This window comes from Hydrogenivirga caldilitoris, from assembly GCF_003664005.1.
GTDB lineage: Bacteria > Aquificota > Aquificia > Aquificales > Aquificaceae > Hydrogenivirga > Hydrogenivirga caldilitoris.
In genome coordinates, this window is record NZ_RCCJ01000001.1 from 808,623 (window position 1) to 823,024 (window position 14,402).

Genomic DNA, 14,402 nt, shown 5'->3' on the forward strand with positions numbered 1-14,402 from the left:
CCCTATAAAATTTTAAGGTTATGAACCACATCCTGTTCGTCAGTCTTAAGCTTATATTTCAAAGGCGAAGGCAGACAGTGGTCTCCACTCTCGGAGTAGCCATAGGCATGGCTGCCTTTGTCGTTATGAGCTCCCTGATGTTTGGTTTTCAGAAGCACTTCATAAACCAGGTGATAGACCTTGACGCCCATATATCGGTTAAACCGGAGTTTAATTACGATGAAAAGAGGATACTTAAGAAGGTATTCAACAAGGACGTTATTGTTGAAATACTTGGTTCCAAACCAAAGGATGTCAGAGACCGGCTCAGTAATTACAGAAGGATTATTGAGGAGCTTTCCCATAGGGAAGGTATAGTGGGTGGCTCACCACACCTGCGGGGCAACGCCATAGTCAGATTCGGACCTATGGACGTACCCGTTAACCTGTTTGGTATAGAGCCTGAGTTTGAAAGAAGAGCAACGAGTATAGACAGATACCTTGAGAACAATAAGCTGGATATCCTTAATGTGAAGAGAAACGGAATAATATTGGGAAGACTTGTGGCAAGGGACCTGGGCATAAAAGAGCCTGGGAAGAAGGTTGTACTTGTAGCTCCCAACGGAACCTCCCAGGTATTTGAGGTAATTGACTTCTTTAACTCAGGAATAACCACGATAGATAAGAGTAGAGCGTACATACACCTCAGGACTATGCAGAAGCTCTACGGCAGACCCAATGAGGTAAATGAACTCGTTATAAAGGTCAGGGACGTGAATGAAGCGGTAAGGATAGCAAGGTACATTGAAGAGAGAACTGGTTACGACGCCCAGAGCTGGCAAGAGGCATACAGTAACTTTTTACAGCTCTTTAAGATACAAAACACCATAACCTATATGGTTGTAGGAGCAATTCTTCTGGTCTCGGCTTTCGGAATATTTAACATCTTAATGATGACCGTTTTAGAAAAGCAAAGGGACATAGCTATACTCAAAGCCATGGGTTATTCAAGTTCTGACATAGTGGCTATATTCCTACTTCAAGGTTTCCTGATAGGGGTGGTTGGAGTTGTTGTGGGAGGAATCGGTGCTTACCTGTCTCAGGAGTACCTGGCAAGTGTGGAGATAGACCTTGAAGGACTTATAAGGGCAAAGGGTTTCATTCTTGACAGGTCTTTCAGGTATTACGTTGGGGGTGCTCTCTTCGCCCTTATTTTCTCGTGGCTTGCCTCCGTCTATCCAGCCCGCAGGGCTGCCAGATTGAACCCCGTTGATATATTCAGAAGCGGAGGAGTCTAAAGGATGCAACAGTCCCAAAGAGGTATAGGAGATAAAGGTTAAGGAGCGTTACGGCCGGGGCTAAAAGTGCTAAGGGAGTTATAAAGGCTATCAAAAGGTTTAAAACCAACAGACATAGCGTTATTAAAGACACGATAGCTGAAGACTTTATGTAATCCCAGTTCAGTATGGTCTTCCAGCTTATCTCTGCATAAAGGGAAGTTAAAAAGTAGCTCAAAGTCTGGGAGAAGCCCTTTCCCCTGAGCATGGCTCTCCCGAAGAATATCGGAAAAGACGTAACAACTGAGAAATAAACGAATAGAGAAAGAACAAGGCTTAGAACCAAACCTGTCCAGCTGACATCACCGCCCATGAATAGGGGCTTGATAACCGACCATACCCCTCCAACACTAAAGACGATTAGAGCAAACAAAATCGCTCCAAGGGTCAACAGGAACTGAGCTACCAAAACACCTATGGTTTCCGAAGCGTAGGAATACAAGAATTTAATAGGGCTGTTTGTAGCCTCCTCAAAGGTACTGGGGTTACCCTCCGTTTCTATGTACTTCTTTGACATGAATACCACGTAAGAAAAGGTCAGGTAGTAATTGAAAAGCAGGGCAGGAAGGCTAAAGGGAGGCATGAAGGTAAAGACGCTGAATAGTATGAGCAAGAAAGCAGCCACGAGAGTCGGGATTTTAAGTACGCTTATCTTCCAGAAGAGTAGAGCTTCTCTCCACACTGAGGGTATTATAGTAGAGATATAATAATTTTCTATGGCTAAGAGGGTCATTCTTGCATATTCGGGTGGACTTGATACATCTGTGATAGTTCGCTGGTTAACCGACAAGGGGTATGAGGTTATAACCTATACAGCAGACGTAGGTCAGGGGGAGGAGCTCTCCGAGATACCTGACAAGGCAAGAGCTTCCGGGGCGGTTGAAGCTATAGTAGAGGACATAAAGGAGGAGTTTGCAAGAGATTTTTGTATGCCAACACTGAGGGCTTTGGCTCTATACGAGGGGAAGTACCCTCTGACCGCCTCTCTCTCAAGACCCCTTATATCAAAGAAACTCGTTTACTATGCAGAGAAGTTCAAAGCCGACTACATAGCACATGGCTCAACGGGAAAGGGGAATGACCAGGTAAGGTTTGAGCTGTCCGTGTGGGGATTAAATCCAGACATTGATGTGCTGGCTCCGGTTAGAGAGTGGGAATTCAAAGCAAGGGAAGAACAGGTAGAGTATGCCAAGAAGCACGGCATACCAGTTAAGGTCACAAAAGAAAAACCTTACTCTATAGACAGAAACCTCTGGGGAGTGTCAATAGAATGCGGTCCCCTTGAGGACCCTTGGACCGAACCCCCGGAGGACGCCTATCAGATAACCACCTCTCCCGAAAAGGCTCCCAATGAGCCGGAATACGTCACAATCGGCTTCAGAGAAGGTTCTCCTGTTTCTCTTAACGGAAAGGAGTACAAACTTCTGAGCGAGTTGATCCTTGACCTTAACAGGTTGGCAGGGAAGCACGGGGTGGGAAGAATAGATATGGTTGAAAACAGGCTTGTGGGTATAAAGAGCAGGGAAATATACGAAGCTCCCGGTGCGATAGTCCTATATGAAGCTTATAGAGACCTGCTCTCTCTTGTAACTGACAGGTTCACCTTTCACTACTTTATCAACCATATTCCTCACGAGTATGCAAAGCTTGTGTATGAAGGTCTATGGTTTACGCCCCTGAGAGAAGCCCTTGACGCCTTCACTGAAAGACTTGCGGGAGACGTGACAGGAGAAGTGAGACTTAAGCTCTACAAGGGACATGTGAGTGTTGTTGGAAGAAGGTCTCCCAACTCCCTTTACGTTGAGGACCTTGCCACCTATTCGGAGAAAGACGCCTTTGACCATATAGCCGGTAAGCACTTCACAAAGGTATGGGGCTTACCCATCAGGGTTTTGGGAAGGAGAGGTAAGAGTTAACCTTCCTTTAAAGCGTTGACTATATCCTGAACAGCCTTCTTGGCATCGGCAAAGAGCATAAGGGCGTTGTCCATAGCGAAAAGGGGGTTGGGTATTCCTGCAAATCCGGGGCTGAGACTTCTCTTTATCACGACCACCGTCTTTGCCTTCCAGACCTCAAGGACAGGCATACCTGCTATCGGACTTTTAGGGTCAGTCTGAGCCAGTGGGTTAACGACATCATTCGCCCCTATAACTATGACCACATCTGTCTGTTCAAAGGTAGGGTTTATATCCTCTAACTCCTTCATCTTTTCGTAGGGTATGTCCACCTCTGCAAGCAGAACGTTCATGTGTCCGGGCATCCTTCCCGCAACGGGATGTATCGCAAATTCAACCTCAACGCCTCTTGACTCTAAAAGGTTGTATAGGTCTCTGACCGCATACTGAGCTTGAGCAACAGCCATTCCGTAACCTGGAACGATAACCGCCCTCCTTGCCCCCTCCAGAAGGAGAGCTACCTCTTCGGGTGAAGTAGCTTTCACCTTTCCTGCGTATATGTCCTCCTCTGAAGTCTGAACTACCTCTCCGAAGCCGCCAAATAAGACGTTAAGAAGTGATCTGTTCATGGCTTTGCACATCAGATTCGTAAGTATTATTCCCGAAGCTCCAACGAGTGAACCTGAAATTATAAGGGCGTTATTCTGGAGGACAAAACCTGTAGCTGCAGCGGCAAGACCTGAGTAGGAGTTAAGTAGGGCTATCACAACGGGCATATCGGCACCGCCTATGGCTATGGTAAGCAGGACACCGAGAACCGAAGAGAGCCCGGTTATAACCCAGTATAGATGTAGGTTTTGTGGGTTAAGCACCAGATAAGCTCCAAAGGTAACGGCTGCAATGGCAAATAGCGCTTTTACAACCTGCTCACCTGTATACCTTACAGGTCTTTCATTTATAATCCCCTGAAGCTTTCCGAAGGCAACACCGCTACCAAAAAAGGTCACCGCCCCTATTATTCCAGAAGCAACCGAAGCTGTAGTAAAAAGGTAATCAGGGTTCTTTGTCTCATAAAGGGCGGCACCCGCCACCAGTGCAGAAGCGCCTCCTCCCAGTCCATTAAAAACCGCAACAAGCTGGGGCATTGCGGTCATTTCAACCTTGAGGGCAAGAAGCGTCCCGATAGCTGCCCCTATCACAAGTCCAGCTATTATTAGGGAAAAGTCAGCTATCTTCTTGTCCAGAAGTGTAACCACAACCGCTATGAGCATACCTAGGGCACCGAGCATATTACCTCTTACGGCTGTTCTTGGATGGGAGAGTCCTTTAAGCCCGAATATGAAGAGAGAAGCAGAGAGGAGGTACGCAAGGTTTACTATTATCTTCTCCATTCACTCCTTCCTCCTGAACATCTCAAGCATCCTGTGGGTTACCAGAAAACCACCAACAACGTTCACGGTTGCAAAGACTAAGGCTACAAAGCCGAGTAAAGTCGTGAGGGTGGTGTGGTGGGACCCGGCAGATATGAGGGCACCCACTATGGTTATGCCCGATATAGCGTTAGAACCAGACATCAGAGGGGTATGAAGCGTAGGAGGAACTTTTGTTATAACCTCAAAACCAACAAACATTGAGAGAACGAATATCGTGAAGTACATCATGAAGTCTTCCATCACCCGGCTCCTCCGCTTATAAGCTCTCTAATCCTTTCATTTACCAGCTCTCCGTTTCTGAAAAGAAGTGTGTCCCTCACTATCTCATCCTCAAGGCTTATGTGAAACTCCCCCTCTTTCACAAGGAGACTAAGAAAGTTAAATAGGTTCCTTGAGTACATCTGGCTTGCATCGTAGGGGACTTGCGATGGAAGATTTACAGCTCCAACTATCCTTACCCCGTACCTTTCAACAACTTCTCCTGGAACGGTAAGTTCACAGTTTCCCCCCCTCTCTGCAGCGAGGTCAACTATAACAGAACCTGGTCTCATGCCCTTAACCATGTCTTCTGTCACCAGAACTGGAGCTTTCTTTCCAGGAACCATAGCCGTGGTTATAACTACATCGCTTTCCGATACAACCTCGGTCATCATCTCCCTCTGTCTCCTGTAAAACTCCTCGTCCATCGCTCTTGCGTACCCGCCTTTATCCTCAGCCTGTTCGCTTTCAAGTCCGAGCTCCACAAACTTTGCTCCCAAGCTCAAAACCTGCTCCTTAGCAGCGGGTCTTATATCATAAGCCTGAACCACAGCACCCAGTCTCTTGGCGGTAGCTATAGCCTGAAGACCGGCTACCCCGGCACCCACCACAAAGACCCTCGCAGGGAGAACTGTCCCAGCCGCGGTCATGAGCATCGGGAACATCTTGGGCAGCATGTTTGCAGCTATGAGAACCGCTTTATAGCCCGCTACTGTTGCCATAGAGGAGAGAGCGTCCATGCTCTGAGCTCTCGTTGTCCTGGGTATTAGCTCCATAGCAAAGGCGGTTAAATTGAGAGAGTTAACCCTATCAAGAATATCACCCACAGCAAAAGGCTCAAGGAAACCTATTAGAACTTTGCCAGAGTATCTCTCAATTTCTCTCAAAAAGTTCTCCTGGTCTGCCATAAGGTCTCTTACCTTCAGTATCACTTCAGCCTTGGAAAAAACCTCTTCCCTATCCAAAACTTTTGCACCAGCCTGTGAATATTCCTCGTCGGAAAATCCAGCTCCTTCGCCAGCCCCCCTTTCAACGAGGACTTCAACACCCATCCTGCCTAATTTCTGGACTTCAGACGGTATCAGGGCGACCCTCTTCTCGTTGGGATACGTCTCTTTGATGACTCCAACAAACATGGTGTATAATTTTAGCATGAGAAGGGTTTTAATCGCTTCATTTGCAACGTTTCTGCTTTTCGGAATAAAGTCCTGCGGTGAACCTTACGGAGCAGCTAAAGATACAGTTGAGGAATTCCTGGAAGAAGTTAAGGACAAGAAAGGGCAGGAAGCTCTCAGGTATTTGCATCCGACCTTTAGAGACAGCCTTGCCAAAGAGGTAAAGTTGCCCATAGAGCTGACAGAGCTCAAACCCTCTCAAGTGCTTGCCTGTTTTCTAAGTAGTATGGGAGCCAACATAGACGAGATTAAAGTCATGGAGGGAAAACCCCTCGGTAAGGAAAATGCTATGGTTAAGGTTAAGGTTGTAGACGGCAGTGGAATAGAAAAACTATTTAACTTTGTACTTATTAAGGAAGGAGACAAGTGGTTGATAGTTGATATCACCCCCTATAAACCAGAAATCAAGAAAGAACAAAAGGAAAAGTGAAATTCCTCATCTGGCAGACAGCATTTCTGGGCGATGTTATCCTAACAACTCCTTTGATAAGAACCATTGAGAAGAACTATCCGAAGGCGGGCATAGCTTTCGTGGGAAGACCCTTCATAAGGGAGCTATTCAAGGGATGGAACTTAGAGCTCATACCCTTCTCAAAGGGTCTAATGGAGAGCTTCTCAATTTTAAAGAGGCTAAAGGGCTTTGACGTAGCCATAGTTCCCCACAGGTCACTGAGGACCGCTCTCATAATGCTTTTCTCAGGTATACCGATTAGAGTTGGTTTTGACAGGTCAGAATTTCCCAAAGCTTATACCCACATAGTTGAGCACAGGTGGGAACTCCACGAGGTTGATAGAAACCTCATGCTCCTGAAGGCTTTGGGGATAAAGGAGCTGACCAGGGAAACGTTTCTACCGATGGAGGAAGAAGAGTTTAAAGACACCTTAAAGAGGTTCTCTCTTAAGGAGAGAGAGTATGTGGTTATAAACCCCTTTTCCAACTTCCCCCTTAAGGAGTGGAGTCTTGATAACTGGACTGATACCATAAAGGCTTTGAAGGGTATTGATGTGGTTGTTACGGGATTGCCCTCAGACAGGGATAAGGTTGAAATCTTACGTTCCAGAGTGGAGTTCATAAATCTTGTTGGAAAAACAAGCTTAAGAGAGCTTATGGCAGTCATAAAAGGTTGCCGTGTTGTGCTATCCAATGACTCCTCTCCTGTTCACATTGCAAATGCCTTGGGAGTCCCTGCAGTTACTGTGTACACCGCAACATCTCCAAAGTATGGGTTTTACCCCCTTGCAGGCGCTTATCTTGAAAATCCTGCACCCTGCTCTCCATGTTCCCCAAACCCTAAAAGGTGTAAAACAGGCACCTTTGAGTGTTTAAGTCTTCCTCCTGCTCAACTTCTCCTTGAAGTTGTTAAAGAGTTCCTTTAAGGCTATGGCTTCCTTACCCTTGGGAACTTTTTCATAAGCGTAGAATACACCCCCTTCCTCAACCACGTTCACATCTTCAAGCTTTTTCCACCTCTTGGTGTCTTTTGCCTTGACGTACAACTCCTTAACCTCACCGAAGGGTAAGCTCTCTCTCTCCAAGAAGAAGTCTATTTCCTTCATAAGCTTTATCAGATGGTCACAGGAATCAAAATAGTAAGTGTAACTTCCTATCTTCATAGTGCACAGCTCATCTTCCTTTATTATGATAGCCTTGCATACAGGACACCTACACTTTTCTGGTGGTGTAAAGTCCCTCGCCTTTTCAGGGTTCTTGCTGACGTAAAGGACTACACCACCCAGGACGCCAGCTGTAAGAAGGAGGTCCGCAAGAGCTATATACTCAAAGTATTCCCTGGCAAGTAATCCTGCTGTGCTTGATATTAAGCTTAAAACAACAACACCCCCAACTAGATAAACGTACTTTAACTTGTAACCTCTGAACATCAAGAAGATGGTTGTTATTATTCCCAGAAACTCAACCACTCTACTCAAAACTATCAGAATCGTCGTTTCCTTGAACATGGATAAAAGTATTGTAAATAAGTACTTTCTCGTCAACCCAGAAGTTCTCTAAATAAACTCCTGAGCCTCACAATCACCTCCTTCCCACCGAGCCTACTCTTCAGCTCACCGAACCTATACCTCATACGCTCTCTCTCCTTATCCTCTTCAAGAAGGGTAATGGCTGCTCTCGTTATCTGAGATGGGCTTTTATTTATAAGCTCTGGGATAACCTCTTCGTTCAAGATAAGATTTGGCAAGCTCACATACTCAACCCTAACGAGAAACCTTGCAAGCATGTATGTCAACGGGTTCAGACTGTAAAAAACTATATGGGGATTATAGGCAAGAGCAGCCTCAAGGGAAGAGGTGCCAGAAGCTACGATAGATAGTTTTGAGTAAAACATGGAGTTGTAAGAGGGGTAGCTTACGTCCCTATCCGTGATAACCTTAACAGGTAAACCGCTAAAACTATCCTCTATGTATTCCCTGAAATCTTCAAAGGTAGGGAGGATAAAATCCTTAACCCTACCCTGAAGGTTCTTTACCACCTCCTTAAGGATAGAGGAGTGGCGTTTCACCTCTCCCCATCTGCTACCGGGCATAAGGTTGACGGGCTCCTCATCTATGCCAAGAATTCTGTAGAACTCCTCCCGGCTTACACTTGGTTTTACCATGTCTACAAGGGGATGTCCCACATAATGAACCTTAAATTTCCCGCTCTCAAAGTTTCTGTATATTTCCACCTCAAAGGGGAGTATCACGATAAGGTCATCTACGTATTCAGCTATAATCTTTGCCCTTCCTGGCTTCCAAGCCCAAACCTGAGGGGAGATAAAGTAGACCACCTTCTCAACACCCATTCTGCGAGCCTCTTTTATAAGGCGCAGGTTAAAACCCGGTGCATCGCAGGCGATAAGAACATCACAATCCCGAAGAACCTCAATACTCCTTTTATAGAGCCTCCTTATCTTAAGGAGTCTCGGCAGTACCTCCGCTATCCCAACAACGGACAACTCTGATATCTGCCCCACACTTTTAATCCCGATACTTTCAAGCCTTGTGTTGGTAATACCGAGAAATTCAAAATCCTCAAAGCCCTCTTTCAGTATCTCATACAGGTAATTCGCCGCGGATATATCGCCAACGGAGAGAAACACTTTCACAGACATGCTATTATTAAAGACCATGAAGATCGGTTTTATCAGCCACAAAAATGCGGTAAGGAGTGTAATGGCTGAGGCTGTGGCAAGAAAATTACTCTCAGACTTAGGCATAAAGGCGGAGGTGTTTTCCGCAGGTGTGGAGCCTGCAAAAGAGGTAAACCCATTAACCATTAAGACCCTTAGAGATAAGGGTTATACGGTAAACGGTCTGTATCCAAAACCCGTGAGTAAAATTCCGTACAGAAAGCTGGACGTGGTTGTAACGATCGGTAATGAGGCTAAGGAAAGGTGTGAGTTCGTAGTCGGTCATAAGAGGAGAGAGAACTGGCTAATAGAGGAGCCCTCTGAAAGTGAAGAATCCTTCAAGAGAACCCTTGAGGATATTGAAAGCCACCTGAAGGGTTTACTAAAGCTCTCCTGATATGGTCCTAATGTAGCACTCTTTAACCTGTTGGGAATAGCTCTTGAGGTCTCCTGCCGGGGTAAAGCCTTCCTTAAGAAGTTTTTCCACAGTAGCCACCAGTTCTTTTAGTGAGCTAACTTTGAAACCGTATCCACTGGAGAGCAAGAACTCTTCAAGGTCTCGTACCTTGTAGGTACTGGGTCCAAAGACCACAGGCTTGCCAAAGAAAGCCGGTTCTAAAAGGTTGTGTCCACCTGCGGGGTAGAAGGTGCCTCCAACAAACGCAACGTCAGCCAGCGAATACATAGCCTTAAGCTCCCCAAGGGTATCTACGAGCAAGATATCCCACTCCTCCCCCATAGAGCTCCTTCTTGCATAAGATAAGCCTTTTCCCCTCAAAACCTTTTCCACCTCTTTCACACGGGATACATGTCTGGGAGCTATCACAAGCTTGAGTGGTAAACTTTTCCGGACTTCAAGGAAGGCTTCTAATATAATCTCCTCTTCACCTTCCCGTGTGCTTCCTGCAACCCAGAGTTTATAACCTTCCGGTATCTTAAGGTTTATGGGTTGAAGATCGTTTTCCTGCACAAACTTCAGGTTTCCACAGGAAACAACTTTGCCTGCTCCTTCCCTCTCAAAGAGCTCCCTATCTCGTTCAGTTCTCGCAATTATAAGCTTAAAGTTAGGGAGAAGGAGCTTTTCAAGAAAATTACCCCTGGCGTATGCATTTACGAGGATTTTTTTCACCCTGGTAGCCTTGATTAAAGCAGGCCAGAACTCCCTTTCAACTATTATGAGCACCTTCGGTTGAATTAGGGATTCAAATCTCCTCAGGAGGAAAGGTAGGTCTAAGGGAAGCGGAAAGAGAAGGTCATAAAGCCCTGATTGCTTTTCAAGGTAACCCTTCGCCCGGGGCGAGAAGTAGGTCAATACCACCTGCTCCCTGCTTTTCAGCTCTCTGAGTATAGGTTTAAAGGTGTTAAACTCACCCACGCTTGCGCAATGCACCCAAATAGGCTTTGATAGGTTATCAACATTTGGTTTCTCCAATAGAAATCTTTTCTTAAGACAAAAGTGCATGGGTGTTTTAGAATTATAGTATGAAAGCTCTATTGGTTCTTTACTCTGAACTACTTGAAAACGGCAAGGATAAGTTCTACAGGGAGCTTGAAAAGAACCTATATTACCTCAGAAGGGTGGTTGGCATAGACAACATATACGCCTCGGTGAGTTCTCATTTTAAGGATATATTTGATAGATTCCCGGACGTATGTCTGATAAACAACCTCAAGGACACGCCTGTCTTTGGTGCTTACAAGGGTTTGAGGAAGTTAAGAGGAGATGATGTGCTTTTGATAGACGGAGGCGTGAAGCTATCAAAGGAAGTTCTGTTGAGGTTCTTCAACAGGCTTAACGTTACCGTTGGCGTTGTGAAGGAGAATTGGTCTGGCATAGCCCTTGTAAAGATGCGTGACGTTGACTATATGGTAAGGAGCCTTGAGAGGAACTTTGAGAACAGCATGCTGGATGCTTTTTACACTCTTAGGGATATATACAGCATAGTTACAGAATTCATTCCGCTTGAAAATGAACGCTCTCTTCCGACTTTAAACTTAAAGGAAGTCAAACCTTAGGGGGGTGTGACATGGTAGACCCGGACATACTTCTCATAGCCATGGTTGAGCTTATTGAAGGTGTTAGGAATTTGATAGGGGACAAGGGAGCCAACGCTGTCCTTAGGGATGCCGGGAGGCACAGTGGACCAAAGCTACTTGAGAGCCTGATAGGTCATCTACCTGAGGTCCTGGAGAGGGAAGAGGCTTTAAGAAGAACCTGTATGCTCCTTGAAGAGCTCGGCTTTGCCAAAAAAATTGAAAAGGAGGACTCAACAATAAGCATACAGGACGACATATTCAGTGATGCCATAAGAGCTGAAGATATACAGAAGTCCCCCGTAGTTTACTTCTTTATGGGTCTTATAGAAGGGTTTGTCCAGTTTATGTCGGGAAACAAAGTCACTCTGAGTCCTAAACAGATAGAGAAAGGCAGGTTTGTATTCTCTTACGCCTGAACCCTTAGATAGCTCACGCTTTCAATGTGGTACGTTTGAGGAAACATATCAACCAGCTTGACCTGTTCAAGTCTGTAGCCCCCTTTCAGGAGAGCCTTTAAGTCTCTGGCAAGGGTTGCAGGGTTACAGGATATGTAAACAATCCTTTCTGGCTGGTTATTAACAAGTAAATCAATCTCTTTCCTCTCAAGACCGCTTCTGGGTGGGTCCAGAACAACAAGGTCAAGAACCTCTCCTCCCCTGTTCTTGAGGTGCCTGTAAGCGTCCGACTTTATAAAGACCACGTTGTCTCTGTTGTTGAGCTTGGCGTTGTACTCCGCATCGTTTATAGCCCAGGGGTTACTGTCGGAGCCTTCTATGAAGTTGCCCTTCTCTGAGAGAGGTATGGTAAAGAATCCTACACCACAGTGCAGGTCTATCGCTTTACGGAAAGGGTCCACATCGCTTACCGCCCTTATGAAACTCTCCCAAAGAGTCCAGTTTACCTGAAAGAAGGAATCGGAGCTAACCCTGAACTTCCACTTTCCGACATCTATAAAAAGATACTCTTTGCCTATCCAGAACCTTCGGTTCAGTATCGTTCTTAACCTTGAATAATCTCCAACACCAACAACATCTTCAGGAAGACAGTCTCTCTTCAGATTGCCCAGAAACTCCCTGTCTATCTCTGTAGGTGTTACGAATTTCACGAGGAATTTGTCCTCCGATGGAGAGTAGGTAACATGAATCTCCTGAAGCTCCCTTATATACTTGACACATTCCTTAAGGGGTTTGATGAGTTCGTTTATCCTTGGATGAGCTATTGGACAGTGTTCTATATCAACTATCTCGTGCTCATCCCACCTGTAAAAACCCAGCTTGCCATTCTTAACTTTAAACTGAACCCTTACCCTGTACCCAAACTCTTGCCCGGACTGGATAGCTTCTCCCAGTGGAACCTCCCTGATCTTTCCTATCCTTTGGAGAGTTTCCAGAAGTATGGACTCTTTACTCTCTACCTGAGTGTTATAGTCTACATGCTGGAGCTGGCACCCACCACATACACCAAAGTAGGGGCAAGGTGCTTCTCTTCTGGAAGCCGAAGAGAGGATAACGTCTTTTACATAAGCTTCCGAGTAATCTTTCTTTTCCTGGATTACCTCCACATCAACGAGTTCACGGGGAGCGGCAAACCTGACCAGAACAACCTTATCTCTATGGTGGGCTAAACCGTAGCCTCCATGCACTAACTTTTCTATGCTGAGTCGTAAGTTTTCCTCTTTACTCACCTGACTCTGACTCTCTAAGCTCTGTGAGCCTCTCAAAGTCTTCCTCCGACATTACATCAATATGCCACCCCGTTAGTCTGTGGGCAAGTTTTACGTTGGTTCCCCTCTTGCCTATTGCCAGGGAAAGCTGGTCTTGGGGTACTGCCACCTCAGCCCTCTCCTCTTCCGGTATGAGCCTTATAGCGGTAGGCTTAGCCGGTGACAATGCCCTCCTTATGAACTCCTCTTCATCTTCTGTCCATCGCACCACGTCTATCTTTTCCCCATGTAGTTCTTCGGATATTGGTTGTATCCTGGAACCTCTTAAGCCCACAACTATACCAACAGGGTCCATCTTCATATCTTTTGCATAAACGGCGACCTTTGCCCTTTCTCCGGGGATACGGGCGACAGCCTTTATCTCTATCTCCTTTTCAGCTACCTCTGGTATCTCCGTTTCAAGAAGCCTCTTCAAGAACAAAGGGTGGGTTCTTGACAGTATAAGACGGGGTTCTCCGTGTTGCTTTTTTACCTCTATGAGGAGAGCCTTGAGCCTATCACCCACATGGTAAGTTTCACCGGGTATCTGCTCTCTACGGGGGAGCACAGCTTCAACCTTACCAAGGTCAACGAGTATGTCCCCATTCTCGTGCACCTTTCTGACTATACCTGTTACTATCTCTCCCTCAAGCTCCTTGTACTCAAGGAATCCTCTCTCCCTTTCTGCCCTTTCCAGCTCACTCAGGAACTCTTCCTTAGCTGCGTAAGCTGCTATTCTATTTACATCTTCGGTAGATATATCCAAGGGAAACCTTTCTTTGCTTTTTCCTTTCCTTCTAACTATGTATACCTTTATTCCCTCGTCGGTAAACTCTATATCAAGGTTGTCCCTTATCCTCTTGTCTTTCTTTATAGCTATGGCTATAGCGTTCTTAAGGGCATACTCAACCACCCTTTCAGGCAGATCCTTTTCCTTGGCAACCTGCTCTATGAGCTTTCTGATGTTCTTTACCATTTCTCTGGCTCCAATCTACCTTTGGCAATCGCTGAGAAGGGTATGTATAACGTTTCCCCTTTTTCCTTCTCCCTGAGGGTTATTATACCCTCGCTGACCTCCTCAACGTATCCGGTCGCTTCTCTTTTTCCTCCCACCGGTTCTCTGAGAAGAACTTTTATAAGCCGACCTTTAAAAAATTCATAATGCTCAGGTTTTTCAAGCTCCCTTGTAAGTCCCGGAGAAGATATCTCAAGCATGTAGGAAAAAGGTATGATGTCTTCCACATCCAGAAGAGCGCTTATCCTCTTACTTACCTCCTCGCAGTCTCTTATGGTGACTCCACCCGGTTTATCTATGATCACTCTCAGAACCCACCCCCTCTCAGGTTTAAATTCAACGTCAAAGAGCCTGTAACCCATCCTTTTCACTATGGGTTCAACCAGCTCTTTAACTTTCCTCGCTATTTCCTTACTATCTATATTCATGAGTATTATTTTATA

The 14,402-nt window shown here is 45.7% G+C and carries 17 protein-coding genes; 7 read left to right on the forward strand and 10 right to left on the reverse strand.

Going from position 1 to position 14,402, the window contains the following annotated elements:
- Window positions 1-20: 20 nt before the first annotated feature.
- Window positions 21-1,277, forward strand: coding sequence for an ABC transporter permease (locus tag BCF55_RS04360; protein WP_121010523.1), 1,257 nt, complete (start codon window positions 21-23; stop codon window positions 1,275-1,277).
- Here BCF55_RS04360 and BCF55_RS04365 read toward each other — a convergent pair.
- Window positions 1,258-1,998 carry a hypothetical protein gene (locus BCF55_RS04365; protein WP_147425003.1) on the reverse strand — a complete coding sequence of 247 codons (741 nt, stop codon included), beginning with the start codon at window positions 1,996-1,998 and terminating at the stop codon, window positions 1,258-1,260. The two genes, BCF55_RS04360 and BCF55_RS04365, sit on opposite strands and share 20 nt — an antisense overlap.
- A 34-nt stretch (window positions 1,999-2,032) precedes the next feature.
- On the opposite strand from BCF55_RS04365, the gene BCF55_RS04370 reads away from it, so the two are divergent.
- Window positions 2,033-3,232, forward strand: a complete 1,200-nt coding sequence (locus BCF55_RS04370; protein ID WP_121010529.1) for an argininosuccinate synthase — start codon at window positions 2,033-2,035, stop codon at window positions 3,230-3,232.
- On the opposite strand, the gene BCF55_RS04375 is transcribed toward BCF55_RS04370, so the two are convergent.
- From BCF55_RS04375 to BCF55_RS04385, 3 genes are read right to left on the reverse strand one after another with little or no spacing between them, the layout of a single operon-like run.
- Window positions 3,229-4,602, reverse strand: coding sequence for an NAD(P)(+) transhydrogenase (Re/Si-specific) subunit beta (locus BCF55_RS04375; RefSeq protein ID WP_121010532.1), 1,374 nt, complete (start codon window positions 4,600-4,602; stop codon window positions 3,229-3,231). The genes BCF55_RS04370 and BCF55_RS04375 overlap by 4 nt on opposite strands.
- On the reverse strand, window positions 4,603-4,884 hold the full coding sequence (locus BCF55_RS04380) for an NAD(P) transhydrogenase subunit alpha part 2 (RefSeq protein ID WP_121010535.1): 282 nt from the start codon (window positions 4,882-4,884) through the stop codon (window positions 4,603-4,605). It lies immediately after the preceding gene.
- Complete coding sequence (locus BCF55_RS04385; RefSeq protein ID WP_245960396.1) at window positions 4,884-6,038, reverse strand: Re/Si-specific NAD(P)(+) transhydrogenase subunit alpha; 1,155 nt, start codon at window positions 6,036-6,038, stop codon at window positions 4,884-4,886. Before BCF55_RS04385 ends, BCF55_RS04380 begins: the two co-directional genes overlap by 1 nt.
- A 16-nt stretch (window positions 6,039-6,054) precedes the next feature.
- Here BCF55_RS04385 and BCF55_RS04390 point away from each other — a divergent pair, with 16 nt between their 5' ends.
- Together BCF55_RS04390 and BCF55_RS04395 are read left to right on the forward strand one after the other, a co-directional pair.
- Window positions 6,055-6,507, forward strand: a complete 453-nt coding sequence (locus BCF55_RS04390) for a DUF4878 domain-containing protein (protein ID WP_121010541.1) — start codon at window positions 6,055-6,057, stop codon at window positions 6,505-6,507.
- Entirely contained in the window at window positions 6,504-7,454 is a 951-nt protein-coding gene (locus BCF55_RS04395) for a glycosyltransferase family 9 protein (RefSeq protein WP_121010544.1), read from the forward strand. Before BCF55_RS04390 ends, BCF55_RS04395 begins: the two co-directional genes overlap by 4 nt.
- On the opposite strand, the gene BCF55_RS04400 is transcribed toward BCF55_RS04395, so the two are convergent.
- Window positions 7,401-8,036 (reverse strand): hypothetical protein, encoded by a 636-nt coding sequence (locus BCF55_RS04400; protein WP_121013144.1) that lies wholly within the window; start codon window positions 8,034-8,036, stop codon window positions 7,401-7,403. The genes BCF55_RS04395 and BCF55_RS04400 overlap by 54 nt on opposite strands.
- A 32-nt stretch (window positions 8,037-8,068) precedes the next feature.
- Window positions 8,069-9,187 carry a lipid-A-disaccharide synthase gene (lpxB, locus tag BCF55_RS04405; protein WP_121010547.1) on the reverse strand — a complete coding sequence of 373 codons (1,119 nt, stop codon included), beginning with the start codon at window positions 9,185-9,187 and terminating at the stop codon, window positions 8,069-8,071.
- 16 nt (window positions 9,188-9,203) lie between these two features.
- Here lpxB and BCF55_RS04410 point away from each other — a divergent pair, with 16 nt between their 5' ends.
- Window positions 9,204-9,602: an arsenate reductase/protein-tyrosine-phosphatase family protein gene (locus BCF55_RS04410; RefSeq protein ID WP_121010551.1), complete on the forward strand. Its 399-nt coding sequence runs from the start codon at window positions 9,204-9,206 to the stop codon at window positions 9,600-9,602.
- Here the strand turns inward: BCF55_RS04410 and BCF55_RS04415 are convergent.
- Window positions 9,588-10,667, reverse strand: coding sequence for a 3-deoxy-D-manno-octulosonic acid transferase (locus tag BCF55_RS04415; protein ID WP_121010554.1), 1,080 nt, complete (start codon window positions 10,665-10,667; stop codon window positions 9,588-9,590). The genes BCF55_RS04410 and BCF55_RS04415 overlap by 15 nt on opposite strands.
- Window positions 10,668-10,687: 20 nt before the next feature.
- Here BCF55_RS04415 and BCF55_RS04420 point away from each other — a divergent pair, with 20 nt between their 5' ends.
- Together BCF55_RS04420 and BCF55_RS04425 are read left to right on the forward strand one after the other, a co-directional pair.
- Window positions 10,688-11,221, forward strand: a complete 534-nt coding sequence (locus BCF55_RS04420) for a hypothetical protein (protein WP_121010557.1) — start codon at window positions 10,688-10,690, stop codon at window positions 11,219-11,221.
- A gap of 11 nt (window positions 11,222-11,232) precedes the next feature.
- Window positions 11,233-11,658, forward strand: a complete 426-nt coding sequence (locus BCF55_RS04425) for a hypothetical protein (RefSeq protein ID WP_121010560.1) — start codon at window positions 11,233-11,235, stop codon at window positions 11,656-11,658.
- Here the strand turns inward: BCF55_RS04425 and BCF55_RS04430 are convergent.
- Genes BCF55_RS04430 through BCF55_RS04440 form a run of 3 tightly spaced genes read right to left on the reverse strand, consistent with a single transcriptional unit; the run spans window position 11,649 to window position 14,387 of the window.
- A complete protein-coding gene (locus BCF55_RS04430; protein ID WP_121013145.1) occupies window positions 11,649-12,926 on the reverse strand; it encodes a class I SAM-dependent RNA methyltransferase in 1,278 nt (425 codons plus the stop codon). The two genes, BCF55_RS04425 and BCF55_RS04430, sit on opposite strands and share 10 nt — an antisense overlap.
- Entirely contained in the window at window positions 12,919-13,920 is a 1,002-nt protein-coding gene (gene nusA, locus BCF55_RS04435; RefSeq protein ID WP_121010563.1) for a transcription termination factor NusA, read from the reverse strand. The genes BCF55_RS04430 and nusA overlap by 8 nt, the downstream gene beginning before the upstream one ends.
- The gene (locus tag BCF55_RS04440; RefSeq protein WP_121010566.1) at window positions 13,914-14,387 is read right to left on the reverse strand and encodes a ribosome maturation factor RimP; all 474 of its coding nucleotides are present in this window, start codon (window positions 14,385-14,387) and stop codon (window positions 13,914-13,916) included. The genes nusA and BCF55_RS04440 overlap by 7 nt, the downstream gene beginning before the upstream one ends.
- Window positions 14,388-14,402 lie beyond the last annotated feature (15 nt).

What these genes read in the sequence shown, in the direction of transcription:
- BCF55_RS04360 (WP_121010523.1), top strand. Translation starts at nt 21, where the DNA reads ATGAACCACATCCTGTTCGTCAGTCTTAAGCTTATATTTCAAAGGCGA.
- BCF55_RS04370 (WP_121010529.1), top strand. Translation starts at nt 2,033, where the DNA reads ATGGCTAAGAGGGTCATTCTTGCATATTCGGGTGGACTTGATACATCT.
- BCF55_RS04375 (WP_121010532.1), bottom strand. Translation starts at nt 4,602, where the DNA reads ATGGAGAAGATAATAGTAAACCTTGCGTACCTCCTCTCTGCTTCTCTC.
- BCF55_RS04380 (WP_121010535.1), bottom strand. Translation starts at nt 4,884, where the DNA reads ATGGAAGACTTCATGATGTACTTCACGATATTCGTTCTCTCAATGTTT.
- BCF55_RS04385 (WP_245960396.1), bottom strand. Translation starts at nt 6,038, where the DNA reads ATGTTTGTTGGAGTCATCAAAGAGACGTATCCCAACGAGAAGAGGGTC.
- BCF55_RS04390 (WP_121010541.1), top strand. Translation starts at nt 6,055, where the DNA reads ATGAGAAGGGTTTTAATCGCTTCATTTGCAACGTTTCTGCTTTTCGGA.
- BCF55_RS04400 (WP_121013144.1), bottom strand. Translation starts at nt 8,036, where the DNA reads ATGTTCAAGGAAACGACGATTCTGATAGTTTTGAGTAGAGTGGTTGAG.
- lpxB (WP_121010547.1), bottom strand. Translation starts at nt 9,187, where the DNA reads ATGTCTGTGAAAGTGTTTCTCTCCGTTGGCGATATATCCGCGGCGAAT.
- BCF55_RS04410 (WP_121010551.1), top strand. Translation starts at nt 9,204, where the DNA reads ATGAAGATCGGTTTTATCAGCCACAAAAATGCGGTAAGGAGTGTAATG.
- BCF55_RS04415 (WP_121010554.1), bottom strand. Translation starts at nt 10,667, where the DNA reads ATGCACTTTTGTCTTAAGAAAAGATTTCTATTGGAGAAACCAAATGTT.
- BCF55_RS04420 (WP_121010557.1), top strand. Translation starts at nt 10,688, where the DNA reads ATGAAAGCTCTATTGGTTCTTTACTCTGAACTACTTGAAAACGGCAAG.
- BCF55_RS04425 (WP_121010560.1), top strand. Translation starts at nt 11,233, where the DNA reads ATGGTAGACCCGGACATACTTCTCATAGCCATGGTTGAGCTTATTGAA.
- nusA (WP_121010563.1), bottom strand. Translation starts at nt 13,920, where the DNA reads ATGGTAAAGAACATCAGAAAGCTCATAGAGCAGGTTGCCAAGGAAAAG.
- BCF55_RS04440 (WP_121010566.1), bottom strand. Translation starts at nt 14,387, where the DNA reads ATGAATATAGATAGTAAGGAAATAGCGAGGAAAGTTAAAGAGCTGGTT.